Annotated in this window: 20 protein-coding genes and 3 tRNA genes; 11 read left to right on the plus strand and 12 right to left on the minus strand. The window is 55.0% G+C overall.

Going from position 1 to position 22,186, the window contains the following annotated elements:
* Positions 1 to 23: 23 nt before the first annotated feature.
* On the plus strand, positions 24 to 485 hold the full coding sequence (locus tag NDI56_RS04660) for a hypothetical protein (protein WP_310918263.1): 462 nt from the start codon (positions 24 to 26) through the stop codon (positions 483 to 485).
* 24 nt (positions 486 to 509) lie between these two features.
* Here the strand turns inward: NDI56_RS04660 and NDI56_RS04665 are convergent, their stop codons facing one another.
* The 4 genes from NDI56_RS04665 to NDI56_RS04680 all read right to left on the minus strand — a co-directional run bounded on the left by NDI56_RS04665 (position 510) and on the right by NDI56_RS04680 (position 5,958).
* Positions 510 to 1,562, minus strand: coding sequence for a PIN domain-containing protein (locus NDI56_RS04665; protein ID WP_310918264.1), 1,053 nt, complete (start codon positions 1,560 to 1,562; stop codon positions 510 to 512).
* Entirely contained in the window at positions 1,562 to 2,005 is a 444-nt protein-coding gene (locus tag NDI56_RS04670; RefSeq protein WP_310918265.1) for a PDDEXK family nuclease, read from the minus strand. Before NDI56_RS04670 ends, NDI56_RS04665 begins: the two co-directional genes overlap by 1 nt.
* 90 nt (positions 2,006 to 2,095) lie before the next feature.
* Positions 2,096 to 3,883 carry a HEAT repeat domain-containing protein gene (locus NDI56_RS04675; protein WP_310918266.1) on the minus strand — a complete coding sequence of 596 codons (1,788 nt, stop codon included), beginning with the start codon at positions 3,881 to 3,883 and terminating at the stop codon, positions 2,096 to 2,098.
* Positions 3,880 to 5,958: a vWA domain-containing protein gene (locus NDI56_RS04680; protein ID WP_310918267.1), complete on the minus strand. Its 2,079-nt coding sequence runs from the start codon at positions 5,956 to 5,958 to the stop codon at positions 3,880 to 3,882. Before NDI56_RS04680 ends, NDI56_RS04675 begins: the two co-directional genes overlap by 4 nt.
* 333 nt (positions 5,959 to 6,291) lie before the next feature.
* Here NDI56_RS04680 and NDI56_RS04685 point away from each other — a divergent pair, with 333 nt between their 5' ends.
* The 3 genes from NDI56_RS04685 to NDI56_RS04695 all read left to right on the plus strand — a co-directional run bounded on the left by NDI56_RS04685 (position 6,292) and on the right by NDI56_RS04695 (position 8,495).
* Positions 6,292 to 7,857, plus strand: coding sequence for an ATP-binding protein (locus NDI56_RS04685; RefSeq protein WP_310918268.1), 1,566 nt, complete (start codon positions 6,292 to 6,294; stop codon positions 7,855 to 7,857).
* A 131-nt stretch (positions 7,858 to 7,988) separates the two neighbouring features.
* Positions 7,989 to 8,237, plus strand: coding sequence for a type II toxin-antitoxin system HicB family antitoxin (locus tag NDI56_RS04690; RefSeq protein WP_310918269.1), 249 nt, complete (start codon positions 7,989 to 7,991; stop codon positions 8,235 to 8,237).
* 3 nt (positions 8,238 to 8,240) lie between these two features.
* A complete protein-coding gene (locus NDI56_RS04695) occupies positions 8,241 to 8,495 on the plus strand; it encodes a type II toxin-antitoxin system HicA family toxin (protein WP_417935941.1) in 255 nt (84 codons plus the stop codon).
* Positions 8,496 to 8,498: 3 nt separating this feature from the next.
* Here the strand turns inward: NDI56_RS04695 and NDI56_RS04700 are convergent, their stop codons facing one another.
* Positions 8,499 to 10,772: a phospholipase D-like domain-containing protein gene (locus tag NDI56_RS04700; protein ID WP_310918271.1), complete on the minus strand. Its 2,274-nt coding sequence runs from the start codon at positions 10,770 to 10,772 to the stop codon at positions 8,499 to 8,501.
* Positions 10,773 to 11,007: 235 nt separating this feature from the next.
* On the opposite strand from NDI56_RS04700, the gene NDI56_RS04705 reads away from it, so the two are divergent.
* Positions 11,008 to 11,316: a DUF8065 family protein gene (locus NDI56_RS04705; RefSeq protein WP_310918272.1), complete on the plus strand. Its 309-nt coding sequence runs from the start codon at positions 11,008 to 11,010 to the stop codon at positions 11,314 to 11,316.
* Positions 11,317 to 11,506: 190 nt separating this feature from the next.
* Positions 11,507 to 12,304 carry an SWIM zinc finger family protein gene (locus NDI56_RS04710; RefSeq protein WP_310918273.1) on the plus strand — a complete coding sequence of 266 codons (798 nt, stop codon included), beginning with the start codon at positions 11,507 to 11,509 and terminating at the stop codon, positions 12,302 to 12,304.
* Between the two features lie 30 nt (positions 12,305 to 12,334).
* Here NDI56_RS04710 and NDI56_RS04715 read toward each other — a convergent pair whose 3' ends face one another.
* The gene (locus NDI56_RS04715) at positions 12,335 to 12,997 is read right to left on the minus strand and encodes a recombinase family protein (RefSeq protein ID WP_310918274.1); all 663 of its coding nucleotides are present in this window, start codon (positions 12,995 to 12,997) and stop codon (positions 12,335 to 12,337) included.
* 404 nt (positions 12,998 to 13,401) lie between these two features.
* A complete protein-coding gene (locus tag NDI56_RS04720; RefSeq protein ID WP_310918275.1) occupies positions 13,402 to 14,619 on the minus strand; it encodes a J domain-containing protein in 1,218 nt (405 codons plus the stop codon).
* Between the two features lie 488 nt (positions 14,620 to 15,107).
* On the opposite strand from NDI56_RS04720, the gene NDI56_RS04725 reads away from it, so the two are divergent.
* The 4 genes from NDI56_RS04725 to NDI56_RS04740 all read left to right on the plus strand — a co-directional run bounded on the left by NDI56_RS04725 (position 15,108) and on the right by NDI56_RS04740 (position 19,455).
* On the plus strand, positions 15,108 to 15,911 hold the full coding sequence (locus NDI56_RS04725; protein WP_310918276.1) for a hypothetical protein: 804 nt from the start codon (positions 15,108 to 15,110) through the stop codon (positions 15,909 to 15,911).
* 94 nt (positions 15,912 to 16,005) lie between these two features.
* Positions 16,006 to 16,431 (plus strand): hypothetical protein, encoded by a 426-nt coding sequence (locus NDI56_RS04730; protein WP_310918277.1) that lies wholly within the window; start codon positions 16,006 to 16,008, stop codon positions 16,429 to 16,431.
* 2 nt (positions 16,432 to 16,433) lie between these two features.
* Complete coding sequence (locus tag NDI56_RS04735) at positions 16,434 to 17,363, plus strand: hypothetical protein (protein ID WP_310918278.1); 930 nt, start codon at positions 16,434 to 16,436, stop codon at positions 17,361 to 17,363.
* Positions 17,356 to 19,455 carry an AAA family ATPase gene (locus NDI56_RS04740; RefSeq protein ID WP_310918279.1) on the plus strand — a complete coding sequence of 700 codons (2,100 nt, stop codon included), beginning with the start codon at positions 17,356 to 17,358 and terminating at the stop codon, positions 19,453 to 19,455. The genes NDI56_RS04735 and NDI56_RS04740 overlap by 8 nt, the downstream gene beginning before the upstream one ends.
* A 57-nt stretch (positions 19,456 to 19,512) precedes the next feature.
* Here NDI56_RS04740 and NDI56_RS04745 read toward each other — a convergent pair whose 3' ends face one another.
* The 4 genes from NDI56_RS04745 to NDI56_RS04760 all read right to left on the minus strand — a co-directional run bounded on the left by NDI56_RS04745 (position 19,513) and on the right by NDI56_RS04760 (position 21,608).
* Entirely contained in the window at positions 19,513 to 19,797 is a 285-nt protein-coding gene (locus NDI56_RS04745; RefSeq protein WP_310918280.1) for a hypothetical protein, read from the minus strand.
* A gap of 57 nt (positions 19,798 to 19,854) precedes the next feature.
* Positions 19,855 to 19,929: transfer RNA gene (locus NDI56_RS04750), tRNA-Gly, on the minus strand.
* A gap of 18 nt (positions 19,930 to 19,947) precedes the next feature.
* Positions 19,948 to 21,477 (minus strand): TROVE domain-containing protein, encoded by a 1,530-nt coding sequence (locus NDI56_RS04755; protein ID WP_310918281.1) that lies wholly within the window; start codon positions 21,475 to 21,477, stop codon positions 19,948 to 19,950.
* A 56-nt stretch (positions 21,478 to 21,533) separates the two neighbouring features.
* A tRNA-Arg gene (locus NDI56_RS04760) sits at positions 21,534 to 21,608 on the minus strand.
* A gap of 137 nt (positions 21,609 to 21,745) precedes the next feature.
* On the opposite strand from NDI56_RS04760, the gene NDI56_RS04765 reads away from it, so the two are divergent.
* A complete protein-coding gene (locus tag NDI56_RS04765) occupies positions 21,746 to 22,051 on the plus strand; it encodes a hypothetical protein (RefSeq protein ID WP_310918282.1) in 306 nt (101 codons plus the stop codon).
* A 25-nt stretch (positions 22,052 to 22,076) separates the two neighbouring features.
* On the opposite strand, the gene NDI56_RS04770 is transcribed toward NDI56_RS04765, so the two are convergent.
* Positions 22,077 to 22,148, minus strand: a tRNA-His gene (locus NDI56_RS04770).
* Positions 22,149 to 22,186: the final 38 nt, after the last annotated feature.

Genomic DNA, 22,186 nt, shown 5'->3' on the forward strand with positions numbered 1-22,186 from the left:
TATTGGATTTAGAAGAGGCTGGTATGTTTGAATCGTCTACTTCCCCGATAACGGTTTTCGAGATTGCTCCGAACGGGAATGGGGGAGATATATTCTGGATTTACGATATAGAGAACCCGGATGAATTTTTCGCAGGGTGTGAGACAGTAGATGACGCATCAGAACGGTTGATAGAGGCTGATAGAAGCCCTGATGAGCAGATCGAGACATGCGGCTATACCCTCGTTTTGGATCACCCTGAGGATCCATCGTCGACCGGTTCACTCACGATTCCAGAGGGGCCGCTCGTTTTTGAGACTGTCAAAAACAATGGTCAACATGAGCGGTACGAGTTCTACAGAATCGAAGATCCTGAGGATACGTTCGGAGATTCCTATGGAGACACGCAGAGAATGTTTGACTCGATTATGGACGCAGGTATCGAACCAATGTTAGAGTATGATAACGTTTCACTAACATTCCAGCGGCCATACGGGGCGTTGTAATTGGCTGTCCCCTAACCAAGTTTACTAACGCAGAGCGTGAGCCTGGACAATTGGCTGGTCCCGTTCGAGAATAGCAGCCAACTTCTCACTTCGCGTGTCGATATCGATCTCCTCGTCTTTCCAGTTGCGTTCGCTCTTGCCCTCCCACACGCCGTAAAGCGTTGCCCGTGGAAGAACCAGGACACCGAATAGCACGGCGAGTTCGTACAGCAGCGTCGCAATCTCTTCCCATGTCCCGGTCACGCGCCGTGGGAAATCGATACTGAACTCCACGTGGACGGCCGGAACCTTCCGCACACGGGCTTTGTCGACGAACCCGTAGTCGTTCGAGAAGAGAATTACACCAGTTGGTTTGTCAGCGTAGTACTCGGCGCAGCCGTCGATAATGTTGGTGTCGCCGGTCCCGGTGGGGATGATGTCGTGTGGCCGGGTTTCTCGTAACCGGCGGTATTCCCGCAGTCCGAGGCGTGTCTCGCGGTTGTCTTCGGTTGGTTGTCCGGCGAGGCGCTCGTACTCGGAGCCAAACGCATCAGCCAGTGCAGAAGCCGGCATCGCGTTCTTGCCGTACCGGTAGCTGATACTCAACTCCTTGTCGACGCCTTCGAGCAGTGCGTACCCGTTGACTGGCGCTCGCCCACCTGATTTGGTGTGTAACACCGGGTCAATGCCGAGGACATCGTGCATCCGCCACGGCAGGAGATTCGTGTCGAAGCCAGCATACCGCGGCGGGTGGCCTTCCTGCAGGTCCTGGTACCCGTACCGAGTGATGAATTTGTCCAGTTCCTCCCGGTTTTGAATGTCGACGAGCCCGCTGGCAGTGACGGCTTTGACGTACGCCGCTTCGTTCGGGAGTTCCTTCCGAATTGTCGGGCCGTGTTCCCGTTCGATCTCGTCGAGTGCGTCTTCGTACGTCACTGCACCGGTGGTCATACTGACGGTGCTGTCCGTCGCGTTGCCGAGGTCGACACGAAACAGCTCGCCGATTTCGTCCGCCGGGTGAACGACCGAGAACGACTCCTCACCGAGTTCGTACAGCCCGTTTAACAGGAGCATCAAGTCCTCGTGTGCGAGTTCCATCAGAGGATCTCCGTGAAGTCGTACAATTTCGCTGCTGTGCGTGGGATCTCGGGGTAGATGCGGCTGAAATAATCACTCGATTCTAAGTAGAAGTAGAAAATGTGATTGGCATCGTACGTCATCCCGGCGTTGAACGCGATGACGGACATGAACTTCCGGCCGGGCGTAACGTCGACGGCGACGTTCGCAGCTGCGTCGCGTGCCTCGGCGATTGCCTCTCTGAAGTGAGTCGCAATTCCCTGGAAGTCTGTCTCGTGATCGATGTGCCCTGTCTTGATCGTGGGGCTCTCGACGCCGTACTGCTCCATCAGCGTCCTTGTGAGGACTTTCGTATCGGATAGCGCATCGCCGAGCCCGGGGTTGTCGAGGAAATACACAGTGTCGGGGACGAACGCGGTGTCCAGTCCGTCCCCGGCACACGCCGCCGCGATCGGATTCACCATCGCCTCGACAGTCGTACTCCCCGAACTCACCCACACATTATTCATCATAACTATGACTCTAGCAGACCATGATAAGCGTTCACCCGCATACTACCCCTCCAGACGCGAGAGCGCCCACGATGCCCGGGCCCGCACGTCTTTGTCAACATCCTCCTGCAGGCACTTCTGAAGTGCATCTTCGCTGTCCGCGGCGCAGAGATATCCGAGCGCCCAACAGGCGTTCTCCCGGACGGTCGACTCGTCGTCGGTCAACAATTCGACGAACGTTGGCGTCACGTGCTCGACCGAGGCCGGGAAGTCCTCGGCCACGCGAGCGAGTGTCCCACTGGCGTTCGTTCGCGTGTACGCATCGTCAACTGTGAGGAGGTCAGCAATGTCGTCAACGAACGGCTCGACAACGTCGGTGTGAATCGCCGAGACCTCGAAGAGCAACGCGACCCCGTTGTTTCGGAGCCGGGGGTTCTCCACAGTCAGTAGTTGTGCGACGTCATCAACGATATCGACTGCGAGGCCTGGTTCCGTCTCGACAGCACTGCCAAGCGCGGCTGTCGCGTATAATCGAACATCGTCTGATTGTGACGCATCCAGGACGACCGTCCCGAGCGGCTCTGCGACCGGCGCAACGGCCCCGGGGTACTCACTCGCAACATCGGTGAGTGCGGCCACAGCATCGTGAGTCCCGTCAGCATCGTCTTCGATGACAGTCGCTAACCCCGGAACGGCATCGACCGCCTCGCTCGGGTCGGCAGTCGCAATGTGGGCGATACACGCGGCTGCTTCACGACGAGCGGCCACGCGGTTCGAATCAAGATACGGTGTGATTTCGCCCGTCGCCGGCGCGATTGCATCCGGGTTCTGTTCACCAATCGAACTGAGTATCGCTAAGGTATCGTCCGGCGAGATCAGATCGGCGTCGCACAGTAGTGACCGGAGAATCGGAATGGCCGGTGTACAGTCTTCGGGACGTGCAACCGCGATCGGCCGGAGCGCCTGCAAAGCTTCCCGCTGCTGGAGAGGTGCCGTCTCTTCACGGTCTAAGAGCGACAAGACTGCAGAGATACGAACTGCGTTCGGGTTAGCCGCTGCCAACCGACGAAGCAGTACTGCTTCTTCAGTCAACGTCTCCGCTTGCGTCGTCAACCGCTGCGCTACCTCTGCGGGGATCTCGACAACAGATACCTGTCTGACAGCTTCAATACCGATGATAAATCGGTCCTCACCCGGTGCGAACGGCGTGCAGCGGACACCGGGCGCTTTCGAGGGGGCTTCGAGTCGCACGGCATCGACCGACATGTCCGATAAAAGTGCCGTGGACTCGCCGTTTGCGTCGCTGTACGTGAGTTCGAAGGCCTGAGCGTCCCGGTGCTCGGTGAGCCACGACGAGAGGTGCGACTCGTCGACAGGCGTGACGCCAGCAGCGGTCGACAGCCCTCCGTCAGTGACTGGTTCACGAGCCCATGGCAACGCCGGGTCGATATCACCATGCTCAACGGCTGGAACGAAATCCCACGCGTGGTAGTGCTCCCACCCGTCAACGTCGCTCAGGTCGAGATCGTCGACGACAATGTAGTCGTCCGCGTTCGGGTGCAGGTCCGAGATGAGGGCGAGTCGTTCACGACGCAGCGGGAACTGTTCGTAGTACCCGTCGGGTTGTTTCGTACCGAGCCACTCGTCCCACGGGTCATCGTGGCGACCAACGATATCCACGACGCCAGGAATAGCGGCTTCCTCCGCGAGGTCTTGGTTCCCGATGGCGTACACCGCGTGGTCAGTCTCGTGCGCGAGGTGACGCACCCACTCAATCGGGACTGCCTCGTGACGCGGGTGCGGGTTCACGTCGACTGTCCAGTCCCGGTCGAACGCGAAGACCAGCGTCACTCCGACACCTCCGCCTCCCGTGCTGCCTCTGGCCGGCAGAGCATGTCGAGTAGGTCCAGTTCCTGTTGCAGCGAGTCGTCACCGACGGCGTCCATCTCAGCGGTGAGGTACCCACGAAGGCCGTCGAACCGCTCTCTGTACTCGTCAGGCACGACCAGCGGGACGGACTCGCGCTCGTGTTCGCCGCGCTTGTCGGGGAGCAGCCAGTCATCGACGCCCGTCGCGTTGTCAGCCCGGTCGTGAACGTCACCGGCCCACGAGCGGAGTTCCCGGGCGTACCGAGCGAGCGCCACAGCCTTGCGGACGCCGTCGTGTCCGAATGACTCGCCGTCGGGCATCGAGACCGAGACCCGCTCGGTCTGTTCGGCTCCATCGCGTTCCATCCACGAGGCTTGCAGTTCGAGCGTCGCGTCCGACGCCGTCTTCGTGAGCCGGACGAGCACGACCCCTCCGCGAGCTTTCCCGTCCTGCTTAGCAGAGGGGAACAGCGTTCCGACGTGCATGAGCTGGTCACTCGCGCCGTCGGCTGATGGGGACCCGTGGACGGCTTCGACTTCGTACCCCGTCGCGTCCAGTTCCAGGTCGAGGTCGTAGACGAGCGGCGTCACCATGTAGTCGAACTCCTCGCCGAGTCGCTGTTCAAACTCGTCGGCGGAGTGGATGAAGTAGTGGTTCGCGCCGCGAATCCCCGACACCGTGTCGGCCAGTTCTGCGTTCGCGTCCAGCCCCATACCGATGAACGTCGTGTGGATACCGTCGACAGCGGCGTCAGCAAACCGTTCGGTTAATTCCGCCGCACCGGTTTCGCCGGTGTTTGGCATCATGTCGGTCATGAAGATGACGCGGCGCTCGATGCCGTGGCCAGTCGTCCCGTCGGCCAGCATGTCAACGGCGGCCTCGAACCCGTCTTCCATGTTCGTACTCCCGCCAGCCGCAATATCGCGGATGTGCTGTCGAATCGCGGGCATATCCGTCGCCCCGACATCGCGTAGCGGTTTCGCCACGTGCGCCCGATGATTATAGAGAACGACACCGAGGCGGTCCTCGACATGAAGTTGTTCAGTGAGCGCACACAGCGACTGCGTCGCCGCTTCGAGTTTCGTCTCGTTTCCGCTCTCGGCTTCACGCTGGCGACCTTGCTCGTCGTAGTAGTACTGGTCGAACGCGCTGGACATCGACCCGGACACATCCAGAACCGCAACGAGGTCGAGTCGCGGCCGTTCGAACTCCTCGACGGAGAGCGTCGAGTCCAGCCCGACGGAGAGGTACTGTTCGGTCTCGCCGGTGAACGGGTGGTCGCTGACAGCTGCCGCATATCGCGGCGCGAACAGCGAATCCGTCGCAGTCCGCCCTCCCGTCTCGAAATAGTAGTCGTAGAACAGTCCCTCGTCACTGATAGCTTCGGATTCCGGCGTGTACCCGTTCGATACGTTCTCCCGGAAGCTGGTGATGTCCTTCGCACCGCCAGCGGCGAGGCCGACTGTCTCCGGACTCGCCATACTGTTCGCGGGCTCCATGCTCGCATCTGCCTGCATGTTTTCCAGGACTGGCTCCTCATCACGAGCTAAGTCGCGTTCAGCTACGTGCCGGTCACAGGACCGACACACATAGTCGGGTGTCTCGACCGGCTGGTCGTCTCGCATCGGGAGCCAGTCGTCAACAGTCGTGGAATCCTCGTTGACGGGCTTGAGCGATGACTTCTCATCGAGGATCCCGAACCGCTTGTCGAGACCAAGTTTCTCGGCTGCTTCGACGACTGCGGAGCCGGCAGCGTCGATGGCTTGCCCCGCTCGGAGGTGGTCACCACAGTGCGGGCATTCGCGTGCAACTGCTGGATCGGTGTCTACGGGGTCGGCACCGAGCAGCCCGGTAATCTCGTACGTCTCGCCGGTTTCGAGATGCCACAACGAGTCGCTGTCCGGGGTGGCGAGTATACTGAACTGGTTGCCTGCCTGGTCGGTGACGAGCAGCCGAAATACCGTCTCGCCGTCGCAGCCGAGTGGTCGTTTGGTGATGAACTCGACAGAGAGGTCGAGGCGTGCGCCGGGTCGTGCATCCGCGAATATCCCATCCATAGTTTGTTGATAGCTGCCGCTCACCCGGGCAGCCAACGGGCCCCTAACCACGATACACGCGCCTCCCAAGCGCGCCAGCCAATTAGCACCAACGCAGTGGCGCTTTTGTCACACTTACACCCAACATTATGTCTCATGCCGAGATAAATGTTTCGACAGTATGCACTATAAAGTCGTATTTGAAGCATTAAACTACACTGTTATGATGTTTAATCCCGCAAGATCACTTTTCGAGCCGTTTAGAGTGGTTTCTGGTGGTAAATCAGCGTTGCAACGCCGAGTAGACGGGCGTAACAATCATTGGGATGGCGCTCATGGACCAAGCAATAACCTATGTCTCTCGATGCTGGTGACGCCTTAGTCGAGTCCCTCCACGAACACAACCCGTGGTGGGACGACAGGACCGACGCCTTCGACCTTCCTGCCCGGCAGAAAAGCGATTTCTACCATCTCGCACGCCCGGAAGCGTCCGGTAGCCAATTCGAAGATCAGTCTATCCTCGCACTTGTCGGTCGGCGCGGCGTCGGCAAAACTACGCTTCTCCACCAGTTCATCCACCACCGAATCGAGACTGGCGCTGCTCCTGAGCAATTTCTGTACCTTCCGTTTGACGCCGATCCACTCTACCAACTCCAGTCGGACGAGCAGCTCGCACGCGCCGTCCGATACTACGAAAGCCGCGTCTACGGTCGAACACCCAACGACGGGCCACAATTCGTTCTCATCGACGACATCCATCAGATCGAACACGCGAGCAAACCCACGATTGACGGATGGGGCACACCCGTCGCCGAACTCATCGAGCAAACCTCGGACCGGCACGTGATTATGACGGCCAGCGCTGAGGTCCAGATCGAACGGGAACTCGCAGATACCGAAATTTCTCCGGACGCGTACGACGTACAACCTATTCTTCCCGAGAAATTCCGAGACTACCTGTTCACTCTCTACCCCGACCTCGAAGCCGACGACAATCGCGTCAGTCCGAGCTCTATCCGAGCAGGTGAGAACAGCCTCCCGGCAGCGATTGCCAAAGCGGATACAGCGAGCCTCACTGAGGAACTGCGACGCAAGTACGAGAAAGTCATCGACGCGGAACGCCGGATCCAGTCGCAAGTCGTCGAGTACCTGACGATGGGCGGTATCATCAGTTACGAACACGACGGAGCCGTCGAATCAGCAAGTGACCTCTCCTCGAAAGATTACGCTCGCCTCCGGGACAACGTCAGGACAGCCCTATATCAGGACGTTCCCGGCTTCGAATCAATTCAAACAATTGCTGACCTCGAACGGCTGTGTGCGCTGGCCGCTCGGAACCGCGCCACCGAGTCCTTCCGCTACCAGGAACTCGTCGAACTGTTCGACGTCGACCGCCGCACAATCGCAGACAGTTACCTCCCCGCACTCAGCGAACTGTACGTCCTCACGGGCGTCACGGAATACGACAACAGTCGCCCGCGCGGCGTCCGACTCTACCTCCGTGACACCGGCCTCGCAACGGCCCTATCGGACGGCGACGCATCAGCCGTCCGCAACGACTTCCAGCGAGAAGCAGAACTCGCCCGCGTCGCCGCCTTCGACCACACAATGCGATTCGCCTACGGCGTCAACGCAGCACAAGGCAACGACCCGACACCGAGTGTCCAATACTGGCGTGGCCGGGAAGGCGAGGTTGACTTCGTCTTCGAGGTCGGAGAGACGCCAGTCCCAATCGGGCTCGCATATCGCTCGCGTGACAGGGACGCGGCGCTTGCTGCTATCCAAGAGTTCCAAAATGAATTCGACTCGCCACTCGGCTTCCTTCTCGCAGGCGATACTGTTCGCGGCTCGAAACCAGTACAGCAAATCGACGAGAGTGTTATTCAGCTACCGTACTGGCTGTACCTTCTACTCTGCTAGAAGCACAGCCGGAGCTGATACGGTCACACCGTTTCGGATACCTGTTTTACTCCCTCTATCGTCTCTACAGACAATTCACCCACCCCGTCACTTTCATACCGACTGGACCAGTAGGTAGGTACAGAGAGTGTATGAGTACCGGGATTGAACCGACCATCACGCTCACCGAGTCCGACGAGTGGTGGATTGCCCGCGATATTGAAACCGGCGTAACGTCGCAGGGAAAAACGCGTCAAAGTGCCCTTGAAAACCTCGACGAAGCTATGGCTGGATACCGAGGCGAGGGTAATGCTCCTAGCGACGAAGAATTACGCGAACTCGGCATTGATCCTTCGAACAATACGTCCGGGGCACGTGACGAATCGGATATTTTCGAGTAACTCGTGGCTCGTGGGACGTTTTCTGGAATGGACGTCGTAAAGGTCATGGTGAATAGTGGTATCTACGAGTGGGTCAGAACGAACGGAGACCACGCTATCTTGCGATGGAATCCACCTGCCGCCCATGATTCCGACGCTCGAACAGTCCCCATCCCACTCCATGACGAACTGGACACCGGGACGCTACGGAGCATCGGTGAGCAGGCCGGGATGAAAGATTTTGACGAGTTCCGTGATTGGATCGACCGGAACTCTTGAGTATCAGCCGAGCAGTCTGGAGAGAAAGCCACCGGACTCGTCGTTCGAATCTGCGCTTTCTTCTGCGTCTTCCTCTTCTTTGTTGTTCATGCCAGTCTCGGCTGCACCGGTTAACAGTTCGTCGACGGTGTAGCCGGCCCATTCGGCGAACTCTTCAGGGGCACCGATATACACGCTGGACGCGGATTTTTCCGCCATGAACCGTTTCGGGAGGCGTTTCGCGTAGTCGTGTACTTCGTACCCGTCGCGGTCGAACTCAGCCGTGATTGCCCCTGGTTCAGGTTCGAAGGAAACGCGGCCACCCTGAATGTCTCGCTGCCAGTTGATTCGACCCGTATCGTACGTCTTCTCGGCCGGCTCGTCCGCAGGGAAGTACTCGGGTTGCTTCCGGCCGGCTTCCTCGTAGAATTCTCGAACGATACGCCGGACGTCTTCGATGGTACCAGTCCCGTCTTCCCACGGTTGTTCGGTAAGCATGCGTCGCGCGACGTAACTGAAGATCGGGTTCTGTCGTTCCAGCACTTCTGCGAGGTCGTCTTGCGCCTCACGAAACCCGGGGTCTTCAGGATTGGAAGGGAATGAAACGTCCATACTCAGGATTTTCATACGATTCCGGAACTCCGATTTCGGGAGTGCATCGTTGGTCGTGAAAATGAGGCACGGCTGGTCAACGCTAGTTGGGGTCCAATCACTCCAGTAGTTCCGGATCGGGCTCCACCGCTGGATTTTCTCTTTTTCAGCGTCAATGATGGCGTACGGGAAGCTGGTGTCCCATTGACGGATTCCGCGAATCTCTTTCACGCCGACGTCGTCGGCATCCACGCCGGAAATCACCGTGTTGTCCGAGATGAGACGTAGAATGTACTCGGTGAGCTTGTCCTTCCCGGCGTCGCTTTTCCCTTCGATGTAGAGGTGCTGCAGGACGTTGTCAAGTGTTCTGGACGGTGAAGAAAGCGCTTCTGCATACTGGTTGGCGAACGGTGCCCAAAAGCCGTAGAGGAACGCTTCGTACATTTGGCCCATCACAGCAGTTTCCGACTGCGTGTGCCCGTGGTTCTCGACAGTCTCGATGTAGTCCTCGATAGTTTCGAGACAGTGGTTGAGAACATCAGGTGTCGGGTCATCAGTAGCGACGAGAATCATCTCGTCGTCGTCACCGATGACGAGTTGCTCAGCGTCAGGCAGCACAGACATCGTCGGGATGGTGGTCGATTCCTTGACCTGGTTGTTGTACGCGCTCAGGGGCGCAGCGATGCTGTGGTCTTCGACGGTCGCACCGCGGTCGCGGAGACTCGTCCCGAATTCGTCGGCTGTGTCCCTGTCGACCTTGCTCGTCCCCATCCGTATCTGCTGGTCAGGTGCCCGGACACGTGGCCGATCGAGCGTCTCTGTCAGGTCCGTTTCGTGGTCCGATTCGACCAGTCCGACATCCGGCGACTCGGTGTCTTCACTGTCCCGCTCAGAATCCTCGTCATCCGCGGAGTCTTCAGGCTCGACGACGGTTCGGTCAGCGTTCTCTGGTTCTTCGACGAACGCGACCGTTTCATCAGCGCCCTCAGGATCGTCAACGACGGCAGTGACATGGTCAGCGACCGATTTGAGGTCCTCGACTGCGTCTTGATTCAATGCCGCTGTGTCGCTCACTTCGAGGTCACCCGCACCGACCCAATACTCGATGCGGTTGTCTCGTTCTTCTGGCGTGTCTGCGTCTTCGAGAGCCTCGACGAGCCCGTCGAGAAGCGTTTGGTCGCTGTATCCCTCTCTGTACTCGTCGATGAATTGCTTGAATTGCTCGTCGAGTTGTGTATCGACGTCGGTCGTGATGACCGAAATTTGGTTCGTGTGGTACTCCCACGAGTTCCGTGAGAGGTTCGCTGAACCGTGCACGAGTTTGACCGTGTCATCCGGCATGACGATACGGTAAATCTTCGAATGGACGGTTTTCTGGTTCTTCAGTCGAACGGTGAGTCGCCCGTCCTGGCGAAGCTCCACGAGCGACCGTGCTGTCGATACCTCATTGACTCGGTCAGCATAGTCGTCCGCGTTGCCAATCAGAACATCGAGAGAATCGATATCGTACTCGGTGAGCATCGTCACCATCAGCTCGGGCGTCTCCGCGTATGTGACCGCGTCGACGTGGCGAGCCCCTTCGAACAAATCCAGAAAGTCCGCCCGTTCTTTCACCATCGCCAAACGAAACTTCGCAGCCCCTGAGCCGTAGAACTCCGGCATATCGGCGAACCGATCAAACGAGATGTTCGCCGTTAGTTCATCCATACACTACTTCCCAACTGCTTATCAATAAACACTGACGAAGCGACTATGTTTCTTTGAGGAGAGAATCCCGTCGTTCAAGCCGAGGGTGCATCTGACACCCCCCACCAACCCCCGTTGAGAACAGCCCGGATATTTCACGCTAATCTAAACCATTTCTAATTTGGTCGATGCTGTTGTCATGACACGGACGGCTAATTAAACAGTTATTCTATCGGGCACCCACTATCTCTTCACGATGACGACGGGGAACGACAAAATCCAGTTTCGGGGGGAAACAGAGAAGCAGGCAAGCCAAATCGTTGATCAGATGCGGTTCGGAGGTATCAATCTTGGCGAACTCGCTCGGCGGGGATTTCGTGAAAAACTGCGTGAGACGCTGTCGAATGAAGAGAAGATTCAGATTCACCAGCAGTACAGGGACGGAGAGATATCCGAGGATGTCGCTCGAATTCTTATCGGAGATGGAATTGAAGAAATCGAGCGAGAACGTGCAGCATTCGAGGAGGCAACTGAAATTGATACCCACGGCGTGTACCAATCGTAGCCGGTGGGGAGTGAGAAGCGCCATCAGTTCTCGTTGACACGGATACTCCCCCTCGAAACCGCTGAGACTCTACCGCTCGGGATTCCTTCGAGTTCATGCGGAGGATGTAAGATGATGCTGGCCGGTCTAAGTTGGCACACACCGACCCGGCATCAAAATCGAATTCCACGTCCGCGTCGAAAGGCGAGACATGAACATCGAGACGGAAGTTATCGAAAACAGGAGTACGGATGCAGTCTTCGAACGCGGGAGAAACTACCGCGACGAGGGACGTATTCAGCAACTGGATCGATTCGGTAACCTCGTTACGGCGACCGTCAGCGGCTCGAACCTGTACGATGTGACTGTTGAATTCGGCGGGCACCATATCGACACCCGGTGTACTTGTCCGTACGACGGGAACGGTGACTGCAAGCACGTCGTCGCCGTATTATTGGATATTGCCGCAAGCCCACCACAGGACGAGAGTGACCGTGTCGAGGCAGTTTTAAACGATGTCTTAGCCGAGGACCTGCGTGAGTTCGTCCGTGATTCACTTGCCGAACGCCCCGAGTTACGCGAGCAGTTTCTCGCGCGGTTCGGCGACGACTACAAATCGGTCGACGAGTATCGTGAAGAGATTGCACAACTATTGGAACAGCATGCCGACCCGGTCGTGTTCGAGGCCATCGACTTCTCCAGGTTCTTCGAGATTGCCGAGCAGTATCGGGACCGAAACCGGTATTTGGCCGCTGCGACCGTCTATCGAGCGGTGTTTGAGGAGATCGACGAGAAGTACAACTTGATCGACGGTGCTTACGACCACTACGCACGGACCATCCAGACCGCAATCGATGGATACGCCGACTGTATTCTTGCGACGAATCCAAGGCCCGAGGAATTCGACACGTACGCCGGCGTGTTAGAAGAGCGGGCAACGACAGAGCCCCGGATCAATGATGAACAGTTCTGGCGCGCACTTGATGATCTTGAGGAGCGATATGAATGAGCGAGTCAACGGACGGACTCATAATTAACTTTAGAGGCCATACAGATCACTGCGTTCGTCTAATGCACGCCGAATCGTCTTTCGGCCACAATTGAGTTCTTTGGAGGCTTGTCGCTGGCTCATTTCGTCACGAGCCACTTGTTCCAGTGTTTCACACACTCGGTGATAGTTGCCAGCCTGAACGAGTTCTCCATTGTCTTTCTCGAACCCGAGCGGAGCTGGCCCGTGGCGATAGTCCTCACTTTCTTGCCGGGCCGCGATTCCTTGACGGATATTCTGACGCTTGATTTTTGCATCCAATTCGGCGAACACACCGAGCATCTGAAAGAGCGCACGCTGGTACGGATCCTCGTCTTCCTGATCGGGTCGCAATACCATTCGCTCCGAAACGATGTGGACAGCGACGCCGGCATCCCGGAGTTGCTTGACTGTGCGCTCAAGATCAGAAATACTTCGAGCAATACGCGAGACTTCGTGTACTACCACTGCTTCCAGTTGTCCCACCTCTGCATCGTTCAGGAGAGCTTGATACCCGGAACGTTCGATATCGGTCCCGGTTGATTTGTCCCGGTACACTTCCAGGGTAGACGGATCACACCCGAGTTCGTCGACCGCATAGTCATGTGTTGCTTCCAGTTGTCGGTCCAAATTCTGGTCGGCAGTCGAGACCCGAACATAGGCGGCGACGGTCATACACTCGCCCATGCTTTATGGCTATTTAAAAAACCGTATTTCTGCCCATATGGGCAGGTAGTACACTAATCACCCATACCACATCGCTGAGAGAATTAGTTTACTGAATTATTGAGGAACCAGTCGGGAAAACCAGGGTTATGAACGCCGTTTTCCGAAAATTCCCTCCCTCGGTATGTGGGCACCACACCGAAGAACTACTAGTAGAGCGTGCAGAATAGAAAATATCCACTCTCATTGGCCGCCTTTATTTTAGTACTACTGCGCTGGACTATCTGCTCAGTCTGAATCCCCAAGGGGGGCTCTGTACTGCGGAAGACAGTCTAAGATAGTAATGAGATCAGAATTAGGAATCGTAATTCTACGTTGTCTTCTTATTCCTTCAGGACATCAGCATATTTTTGTTAGAGAGATTCCCGACTTTTAATCATATTTATCATATTGTATCCAAGGAGGTTGGCAGTAAACGATAGAAACCCGTGGATGATAATAACAGGCAGGAATAAAATGATGACCGCGCTTATCGTGGATATAATACCAAAATTGGTCAATATAGAAAATGCTAACAGAGATACCACAAAAAGGAATAGCTGCCAAGTGGTTAGTGCGATAGCAGAGGATACGACTTGCAAAAGCCCACTCTCTCTTACTGAAGTCTGGACATAGATACTGCTAATTACGAACGCAAGAAATTTGAATCCAACAGAAATCACTCCCCAAATCTCATTGAGCTCTGTGAGATTTATCGACAAACCTGCGTAATTCAGAGCCCACGAAAGCTCGAAGATGCTGCTGGTATAAAAAAATGAAGAACCCACAAACGTAAATGGAGTGAACAAATTGGCAACCGCTGTGCCGCTGCGAAGTCCACCTATTACAGGATACACTAGCAGGGACCAAAACAAGATCGTCGCTGAAGACGCAATAAAAGAGGACTTCCAAATAATTGAGTTGAGAACGCTATGTATGAGCGAGCTCAGGAGATTGTTGTGGCTGCCGTTCTCTGTTTTAGTGTAATCCTGTGAACCAAGATTTTCTTGCTCGACCGATTCTGAGTCGCTAGGTTTATCGGCGCTTTCATTTGCACCACTATTTACAGACGCTTGTCTTTCTTTTTCCGCCCTTTCCCTAGCTTGCCTCGCTTTCGAGGCTTGTTCTGAAGACTCCGTTGCGGTGGAAGACTCCGAAGACTGACTTTGGGCTTGCCTTGCTTCGGCGGCCCGTTCCCTGGCTTGTCTTGCTTTTGAGGCTTGATGTGAAGGCTTGCTTGTGCTTGAGTTCCGCTCCGAAGACTCCGTTGCGGCCGAGGACTCCGAAGACTCCGTTGCGGCCGAGGACTCCGAAAAATCAGGTGGATTCCCTTGGGAGTCCCATTCTTTTCGCACCTTTACAGAAGCATTGGCTTTGGTGTAGATTGTATGACTGAAATTATCGTATACTGCTCTATCAGAACTGTCAAGCACACTACCAGCTTCCTGTATATCTTTAAATCGATCAGTAGCATCATCTCGGCTGCAGACATCTGGATGGAACCGTTTCGACTGTTTACGCAAAGCAGCCTGAATTTCTGAATTGGTTGCTGATTCCGATACCCCTAATACAGAATAGAAGTCGGAAGGCATGAGGACTGCTACGATGTTAATTTGCTTTATAATAAAGGTTAGACTCGTCGATTCGATATTCAATAGACTTGTGAATGAGATACTGTGATTCAATTGTTAATTAGAATATTCTTGATTTCAGAGACGCGCCCTGTGTTCAGCAGACACCTCGATTCATATAAGAAAACGTGTATTTTGGGCAATCAATCTGGCGCAGTCTATCGGTCTTTGACCTAATAACAGCTACTAGTAGCTTCTTGATGTGGAACGCCGTTTCCTGCAGAGTCCCTGTTCCCCTGTGCGGTCACCATACTTGAGAGCTACTAGTACGCATACCAAAGCCATGCACAGGCGAGGCAGTACATCATGCTACATCACCTTCGATAGACTGCGTCGTTCCTTGATTGCGACAATCTTTTCGCGTCCCTTCTTGGCCGTCTTGGTCATCCTTCTGGTGTTGGTAGCAGTGAAAAATATAACCGCTGTGAGGATTTATTGAGCCAATAGCAATGTCCGATTTCAAGCGTTCTGTCAGCCCTTCTACTTTCTTGTTCGGCGCTCTTCCACGTCAGCTTTTAACTGCCGTAGTATTGGAGGGAATAACACTAATTGGATTTCTACAAGTAACATCTACAGGTTTTATCGATTTAGACGTCACCCGGAACTACATCATAGGAACTGCAACATTGGGCGTCGTATCAGTAGGTCTCACGATCATATACACATACAGTATTGGGAGATCGTCATATTCTCCTGCCCTCCACAAGAATCGGACCTTAGTAATCATCGCTGCAGGTTATACAGCTCTCGGGATATTGATGACGGCGGTAGCCTTCTTGGCTCACTCAGTTCTACTGGAGCAGCCACCTATACTGAACTCAGAAGAGATAGTATTCGGCCTCAGTATAGGATCCATATTTGGATTCTTGATATTGTTGTACATCAGTCGGTTTGGGATTGATACTCCTAAAAATACGGAGGAGCTACAAGCCGCTGTATCTGAGGTTCGCCAGTCTCAAAGTGCGTTGGATAGCAGCATAAAGGCCCCTATCCATTTGACTAAGCTCTATGGTTCTCTTGGGAAGTCTATGGAAGACGTTTCAAATTGTTTGCGGCAGTCTTCGACAGACGGCGGCCGAGAATTAGCTCAGGATATAGAAGAGTGGGTGGAAGTGTTCAGTGAGAAGCCAGAGATATCGCAGGCGGTGATCGTCCACCGTTCTCGAAGCCCTGATGGGGAAGAGTTAACAGAGCTGCGAAATGATTTCCAATCAATAATCGCCCGGCTTAATAAAATAACCAAAGATGAATGAGCCAAAATCGAAGGAGGACGTTTGGCCCCATACAGAGACTGTCATATTTCTGACCGACTCTGACAGTTGCTTCGGGAATCCTATCCAGGAAGTGATGAGCGAGATGTCGGATTGCGATCATCTCAGCAATGACGGACAGCACCGAGGGAATGAGCTTTCAGCAAATTTCCTCCGATTCGGCAGCGATCGAATCAAGGACAGTGATGAAATTGTACCGAATAGCCTGATCTTCGTTCACTGCGACGTGCTTCTGGATACCAAAATGTACGATCATGTCAAAGGAAGTACAATTCCAAGCAGTTCTGAAGTCGTAGTTTTACTTGAGAATTCGGAATATTCGGCTCCTGAAGAACGTATTGCTAATTTAACAAGAGCTGTGGAGATTGCACAATCACTGGATGATGTGAAGGATGAGACTAGACGGTACTTCAAAAATATTTGCCCGGAGTGCCGGGGAGATGTTGCGAAAGGTTGGGTGTTTGATTGGAAGAAGGCGGTGTATCATAGGGTGGAGAACTGACCATGTCGGGTAGAGAAACTCATCAAAAGGCGGTTACCCGTGTCGGTCAGTGGCTCGATCTAACTGGAGAGCAGCGGAGGGAGTTCATTGACTTAGTGCACCAGTCGTTCGGAGCGGAAGAAATGGACTTCTCGAATTACGACGAGCGGTACTTGAATTTCTTAGAGGAGAATATCTTCACTGACGATGAGATTATTGACTATTTGCATCAGGCAGGGATAGAGCCAGAGACTGTTGAGTTATTCGAGACTCAAAACATCCCATTTGACGAGGTTTACAAGAGTTGGAACGAGATCCGGTACTCAATTAACGAGATTCTGGATCTAACGATGCTCCTGAAATTGATTCACGAGTACTCTGAGCAATCCGAGGATAATCTCGTCAATAGCCGGTTTAAACTGCAAAAGCTGGTATATCTGGTGAATCGGGAGTTGGTCGAGCAGGATAGAATAGGCCAAGATACTAGGCCTGTAGATCATGGGAAACTGGAGGCGACTGGTTTCCGGTACACGTATCGGAAGAGAGAGTCTGGACCGTTTTCGAGAAATCTGCAAGAGGACAAGCATCGACTCTATGCATCAAACCTTGTTGACGAAGAGTTGGTAGAAGGTGATTCAACACCGGAAGTGAACGAGAATAGAGCTAGGTTTGAGATCTCTTTAGGAGGATCAGGTGAGGTATTGATGGACCGATTTGCAGGGATCCTTCAGAATCTCAGCACTGACGTGTTGTCCGAGTGGGAAGCCGCAATTACAGCGGTGGTTAACAGGTGCGGTTCCATGTCGATTGAGGAACTTCAGGACCATGTTGACAGCATCGACGATGTAAATGAAGCTGATGAACGCGGTGTGTTGATCAGAGGGCGTCAGGTGGAGTACGATTCGGAGCCGTGGCTGGAAGTTTCGGCAGAAGGAGGTGTGAGCTATGTCTGAAGAAGAAATCAAGTCGAAGGTGCAAGAAGCGATTCAGGAGGATCAAGATATTGATGAGAAATATGAAGCGGAGTTCCTTGAGATCTTAGAAAACAGGTACTCACGTTTGACTTTCGATGAGTCCTCTGTCTCTCTTTCTCGGATGCATATCGAGGGCTACAGAGCAATCCAGAAACTCGATATATCGTTTACCGATCCGAACACGGTGGTTCACGGGAAGAATTCGAAAGGGAAGAGCAGCTTCATTGAAGCTACACGGTTCAACCTATTCGGTCGAAAAGATGACGATCCGCTCGTGACAGACCCAATCCGAGAGGACTTTGAACGGTTGGGGACTAACGGTTATTGGTCGAAAGACGACACGGATTACCGCGTCTATCGGGGTATGGAGGGAGGTCCTGGAGTAGGCTACAGCGGTCAGAACGAGCCGAATATTATCGAGAATCCGGATGAGAATAAGACTTCAAAGGTTCAAAGACATACTCAAGGCGATATCCGGGAGTTTATTGGGTACACTCCAATCTATCAGCAGGACTTCGATGACTTCGATGTTTTCTCGTTGTTCAGCGTCATCACAGGCGAGTTGAGGAAGTTCTACAGCTGTGACGATGCAACTGACTTAATCGATGTCCTGTTTGGAATCACTTTGACGAACGTTGAACGAGGGGTCGAGAATCAGATTGAGGAATGCAGACTTAGCGAAGAAGAGCAAGAGGCGAAAGCTCATCTACGAGGAAGAGAGCAGCGAGCTGTCAGTATCAGTAAGGACATCCGGAGTCTTATCGACGAACAAGAGGAAATAGAGTCAGAGATAGTGGAGAAAATAGAGGAAAAGGAGGAGCTTTCTCGCCTGCTGGAGAATAAGGAGGATATCAGCGAAACCCTTACTGAGAAGATCGATATTCAGGACGAAATCTCTGACTTGCAGAACAGGAAGCAGGAGAAGGATGACGAGTTTGGGTCAATTAAACAAGAGATTTCGAAGCTTGAGAGCGATGCTGTTACTGAGGAGATTGCTCCTGCGTTGGAAGAGATGAAGCAGATGGTTGCTTTGCCGAATCGATGTCCTGTCTGTACAAACGATATTGATCCAAGTGAGCACAGACAATTCCATGAGGAAGGAGATTGCCCTCTCTGCGGTAAGGACGTCGACGATGACCGTTATGAATCGGTTTCTGAAGTGGATGAAGAGGGGGAGATCTTAGAGCAGGAGAAGCGTCAGGAAGAGCTGAACGAGTTGGAGGAAAAGAAACGGAGGGTTAGAGGGGAGATTGAGTTCTTGGCTGAGAGGATTGAGGAGAAGAAGGAACAGCTGGAAGAGTTGGAGGAGGAACAGTCGGAGTCGAAGTTCAGGGAGTACAAACAGAGGAAAAGCACGTTGGAGGAAAAGATTGGTAGCCTGAAAGAGCAGAGTCGGAAGCTTGAACTCCGGATTGAGACGAAACGTGAGATGCTTCACGACCTCGCCTTGGAGGTCCGTCGGTTAACGAGGTTGAACGAGCAGCGGGTTCACAAAGAGGAGCGTCGGGCAGCTTTGAAATCGTTCCAAGACTTACTAGTTGAGGAACGGATTGAGGCGAGGAGAGAATTGCAGACACGTCTGAAGCGGAGAATGGAGTCTTTGCTTGACGTGTTCTCACGGGGTACGTTCAAGGAAGCAGATTACGTGACGTTCAGAGACAGGGATTCGTACCGCTATACTGTCCATGTCGCTAATGACAAGTCGAAACCGGAGCTATTGGAGCAAACCAACGCCGAGCTTACTCTCAGTATGTTACTGTTCCATACTTCGGTACTAGCTGAATTGCAGAGAGAAGAGACTATGCTTCCGTTGAAGCTGCTCATGATTGACTCTCCTTATGGGAACGGTCAGGACGGAGAGAACGCTGAGGACATTACAGACTTTCTTCTGGAGATACCGGAAGTGCTTGATGAGTATCAAATCATCATTTCTATGGCTGATTCTAGCGTCGCCGATCAAGTACGGTTGGAGCAAAAGTACGATATTGAATCAATCGACGACTATCTTGATGATGAGGTGTCTGGAAGGCAGATGACGCTCGGTGACATTGACGACGAAACTGAACAATAGGGTTCTGGCGCGCCTTGGACAACCTCGAAGAGCGATACGAATGAGAAGGTCAACGGACTAATCCGTAACTTCGACACCGGTCTGTCCAGCGAGTGTATCCTCGACTGATTGTGTCTTTCGGCCTTCAGCTGTTTCAACTGTGACGCGGACAGTCGCTTTGGTAGCGGAGAGGCCGGGCTGTAGCTCCTGGAGGCCCTCAACAGTGACAGCGAGGATCCCGTCGGCGCGCGAGAGCCGCCGCTCTGCGTTGGTCGTGAGGTCGCCGTCCGCTCCGTTCGGAACGCGGACGGTGACGACTAGGGTCGTAGTCTGTCGCGTGTCGTTGTCACTGGTGATTGCCATCGTAGTACCTCCATTGGAGCGACCCGGCGGGACCGTCCCGCCATGATTCGCTCCGAATGCGCGAGAGACGATTTGAACGCCTGTTTCAGCCATGGCACAGCCGCGTGGTAGGCCAGACTCCACTACTCGCGCAAAAATCGGAAACTGCAGTCACGCTGGCTCGAAGTCATCGATCTTGCCGATGACCTGCATCGGTTCTTCGGCGTAGCCGATGAACTCCAGCACTTGCTCAGACCACCCCGAGACGTTGTACACGTCCTCGTATCCTTCCGGTGTTGCGAGGTCGCCGTACGATGCGAGGTCGACCATGTACAGCGATGCTTCTGACGCCACCGCTGCACGGTACTCCTCAAAGGCCTCGCGGACAGTCCGGTCGCCGTCGACCAGTCGAGCCGTCGAGTCCCAAATCTGCATGTCGGTGAACAGGACGACTCGCTCGACAGCGATGTCTTCCTCCCGGAGGTAGTCGAGGACTTTCCAGCCGTTAGTCGAGTTCCCGACCTCGTCATCGATACCCATGACTGCTCTCTGTCGCTGCAGGACTGGCGTATCGATGTGGGTGGAAACAGTCTGGAACTCTGACCCGAACCCGCCGACGCGGGCACCCTGGTCGGCAAGCACCGCACCGAACAGTGCACCGATTTCCTTCCGTTGGAGTGTGCCCTGATCGGAGAGCGCCGCGGTCATGGACCCCGAGAGGTCCACCCCGACAAACGTGTTGCCGAGGTCATCAGGGACATGCTCGACGGCCACGTCGACGGCCTGTTCCAGCCACCGCTCGACCTCGGGCGCGTCAAGGCCAGCGTTCTGCAGCGCTTTGTACGCTTGGTAGTACCGGAACGGGTACAGCGGCGCACGCTGCACCGCTTCCAGCTCCAGGTGCCCGACAATTGTCTCCTCGTCGACGCCGGCTTCGAGCATGTTCCGCAGGTTCCGAATCGAGGCGAAGATGGGCAGGGAGTACTCGTCGTCTTCGATGAGTGTCTCCCACGCCTCGGCCGTGTTCCCCTGCTCAGAGATGACCGTCTCCCACGTGTTCGGCGACGGCAGCGGCTCCACATCCGGATAGTCGTCGAGGTCACCGCGCATGAACCGCTCGAACAGGTCTTCCTGCTCCTCGTCAACCGGTGTCGGGTGGACGCGGTTGAACACGTCGTGCAGCGTCACCTCCCGCCGCGGGAGCGCGTACTTCTCCAGCGTGTACGCGTCAGCCATCTCGACGAGTGCGTCCTCGATACCGCGACGCAGCGGCCACGGCGCAGTCCCACCGAACAGTTTGTCGTGGACCGCGAGCGCCGTCGCTGTCTCATCCATCCGCTGGACGATGGCCTGCGTCCACTCCCGAATGAGTGACTCGTCCGAGTCATCTTTGAACCGCGCGTCGTTCGCCGCCAGCACGAGCAGGACCTGCGGGATGTCCCGGAGGTGCATCTCCTGGCGCGCGTACGCGGCGAGTTTCAGGACGAACTCCGGGTCCTCGGCCGTCGCAGCGTCGAAACGCTCGACGACCGCCCGCAGGTGCTCCGTGTCGTCCTCGTAGTACGAATCTTCGAGCAGCTGGTTGATCGTTCGTTTGTACAGTGCGAGTCGTGGGTCCACAGGCCGGAACGCCTCACCGCCCTCGTGGTTGGTGGTGCGTGTCGCCTCTGCGACCGTCTGTTTCGTATCGTTCAGTTGCATGCTATCACTGGCGTCGCAACAGTCGACGCCGCAAACCGCTCACCGCGAGCGGGGAACGTCCCTGACAAGATTCGAACCTGTGACACCCGGCTTCGAAAGCCGGTGCTCGTTCCGAACCGAGCTACAGGGACAAGCGGTGGTCGGAAAATCGCTGGAGCGATGGATACCGTGTTACCAGTTACACCAGAGCGGCTGGTCCGCTCCCGGGACTCGAACCCGGAGTAGTCGCTCCACAAGCGAAGGAACACTCCAGCTCGACGACCACCTTATGAGTGACGGCGACCGGGAAATTATCGAAGCGGGTCCGGTGTCGGGACAGTCCCTTTGTCCGGACATAACGATAGGCTGGAGAGCCTACCGTCAGGACTTGAACCTGATGGATGCCAGATCGAAGGAACACTTCGACTCGACGGTCGCCTCGCATGATGGCGGCCGGAAAATCGACGGAGCGGTGCAGGAGTCGAACCCGCGGGTGCCTGAGGAAGGAACGCTCCGTCTCGACGGCCGCCGACGAATGGTAGGACACCGGGAAATCGGCGGTGGGTGGACTGCGGCTCCTATCAAGAGGAAGTAACCCACCGCCTCGACGGTGTCCCGAAGGCCGGGTGCGAGACTCGAACTCGCTGCTCGTCCGTCACAGGGCCGAAGGTTGCCAGTTACCCCAACCCGGCCACGCAGTACTGCCCCGTCAAGGGCAGACGACACAATC

Origin of the sequence: Halomicroarcula saliterrae, from assembly GCF_031624395.1 — an archaeon.
Taxonomy (GTDB): Archaea; Halobacteriota; Halobacteria; order Halobacteriales; family Haloarculaceae; genus Haloarcula; species Haloarcula saliterrae.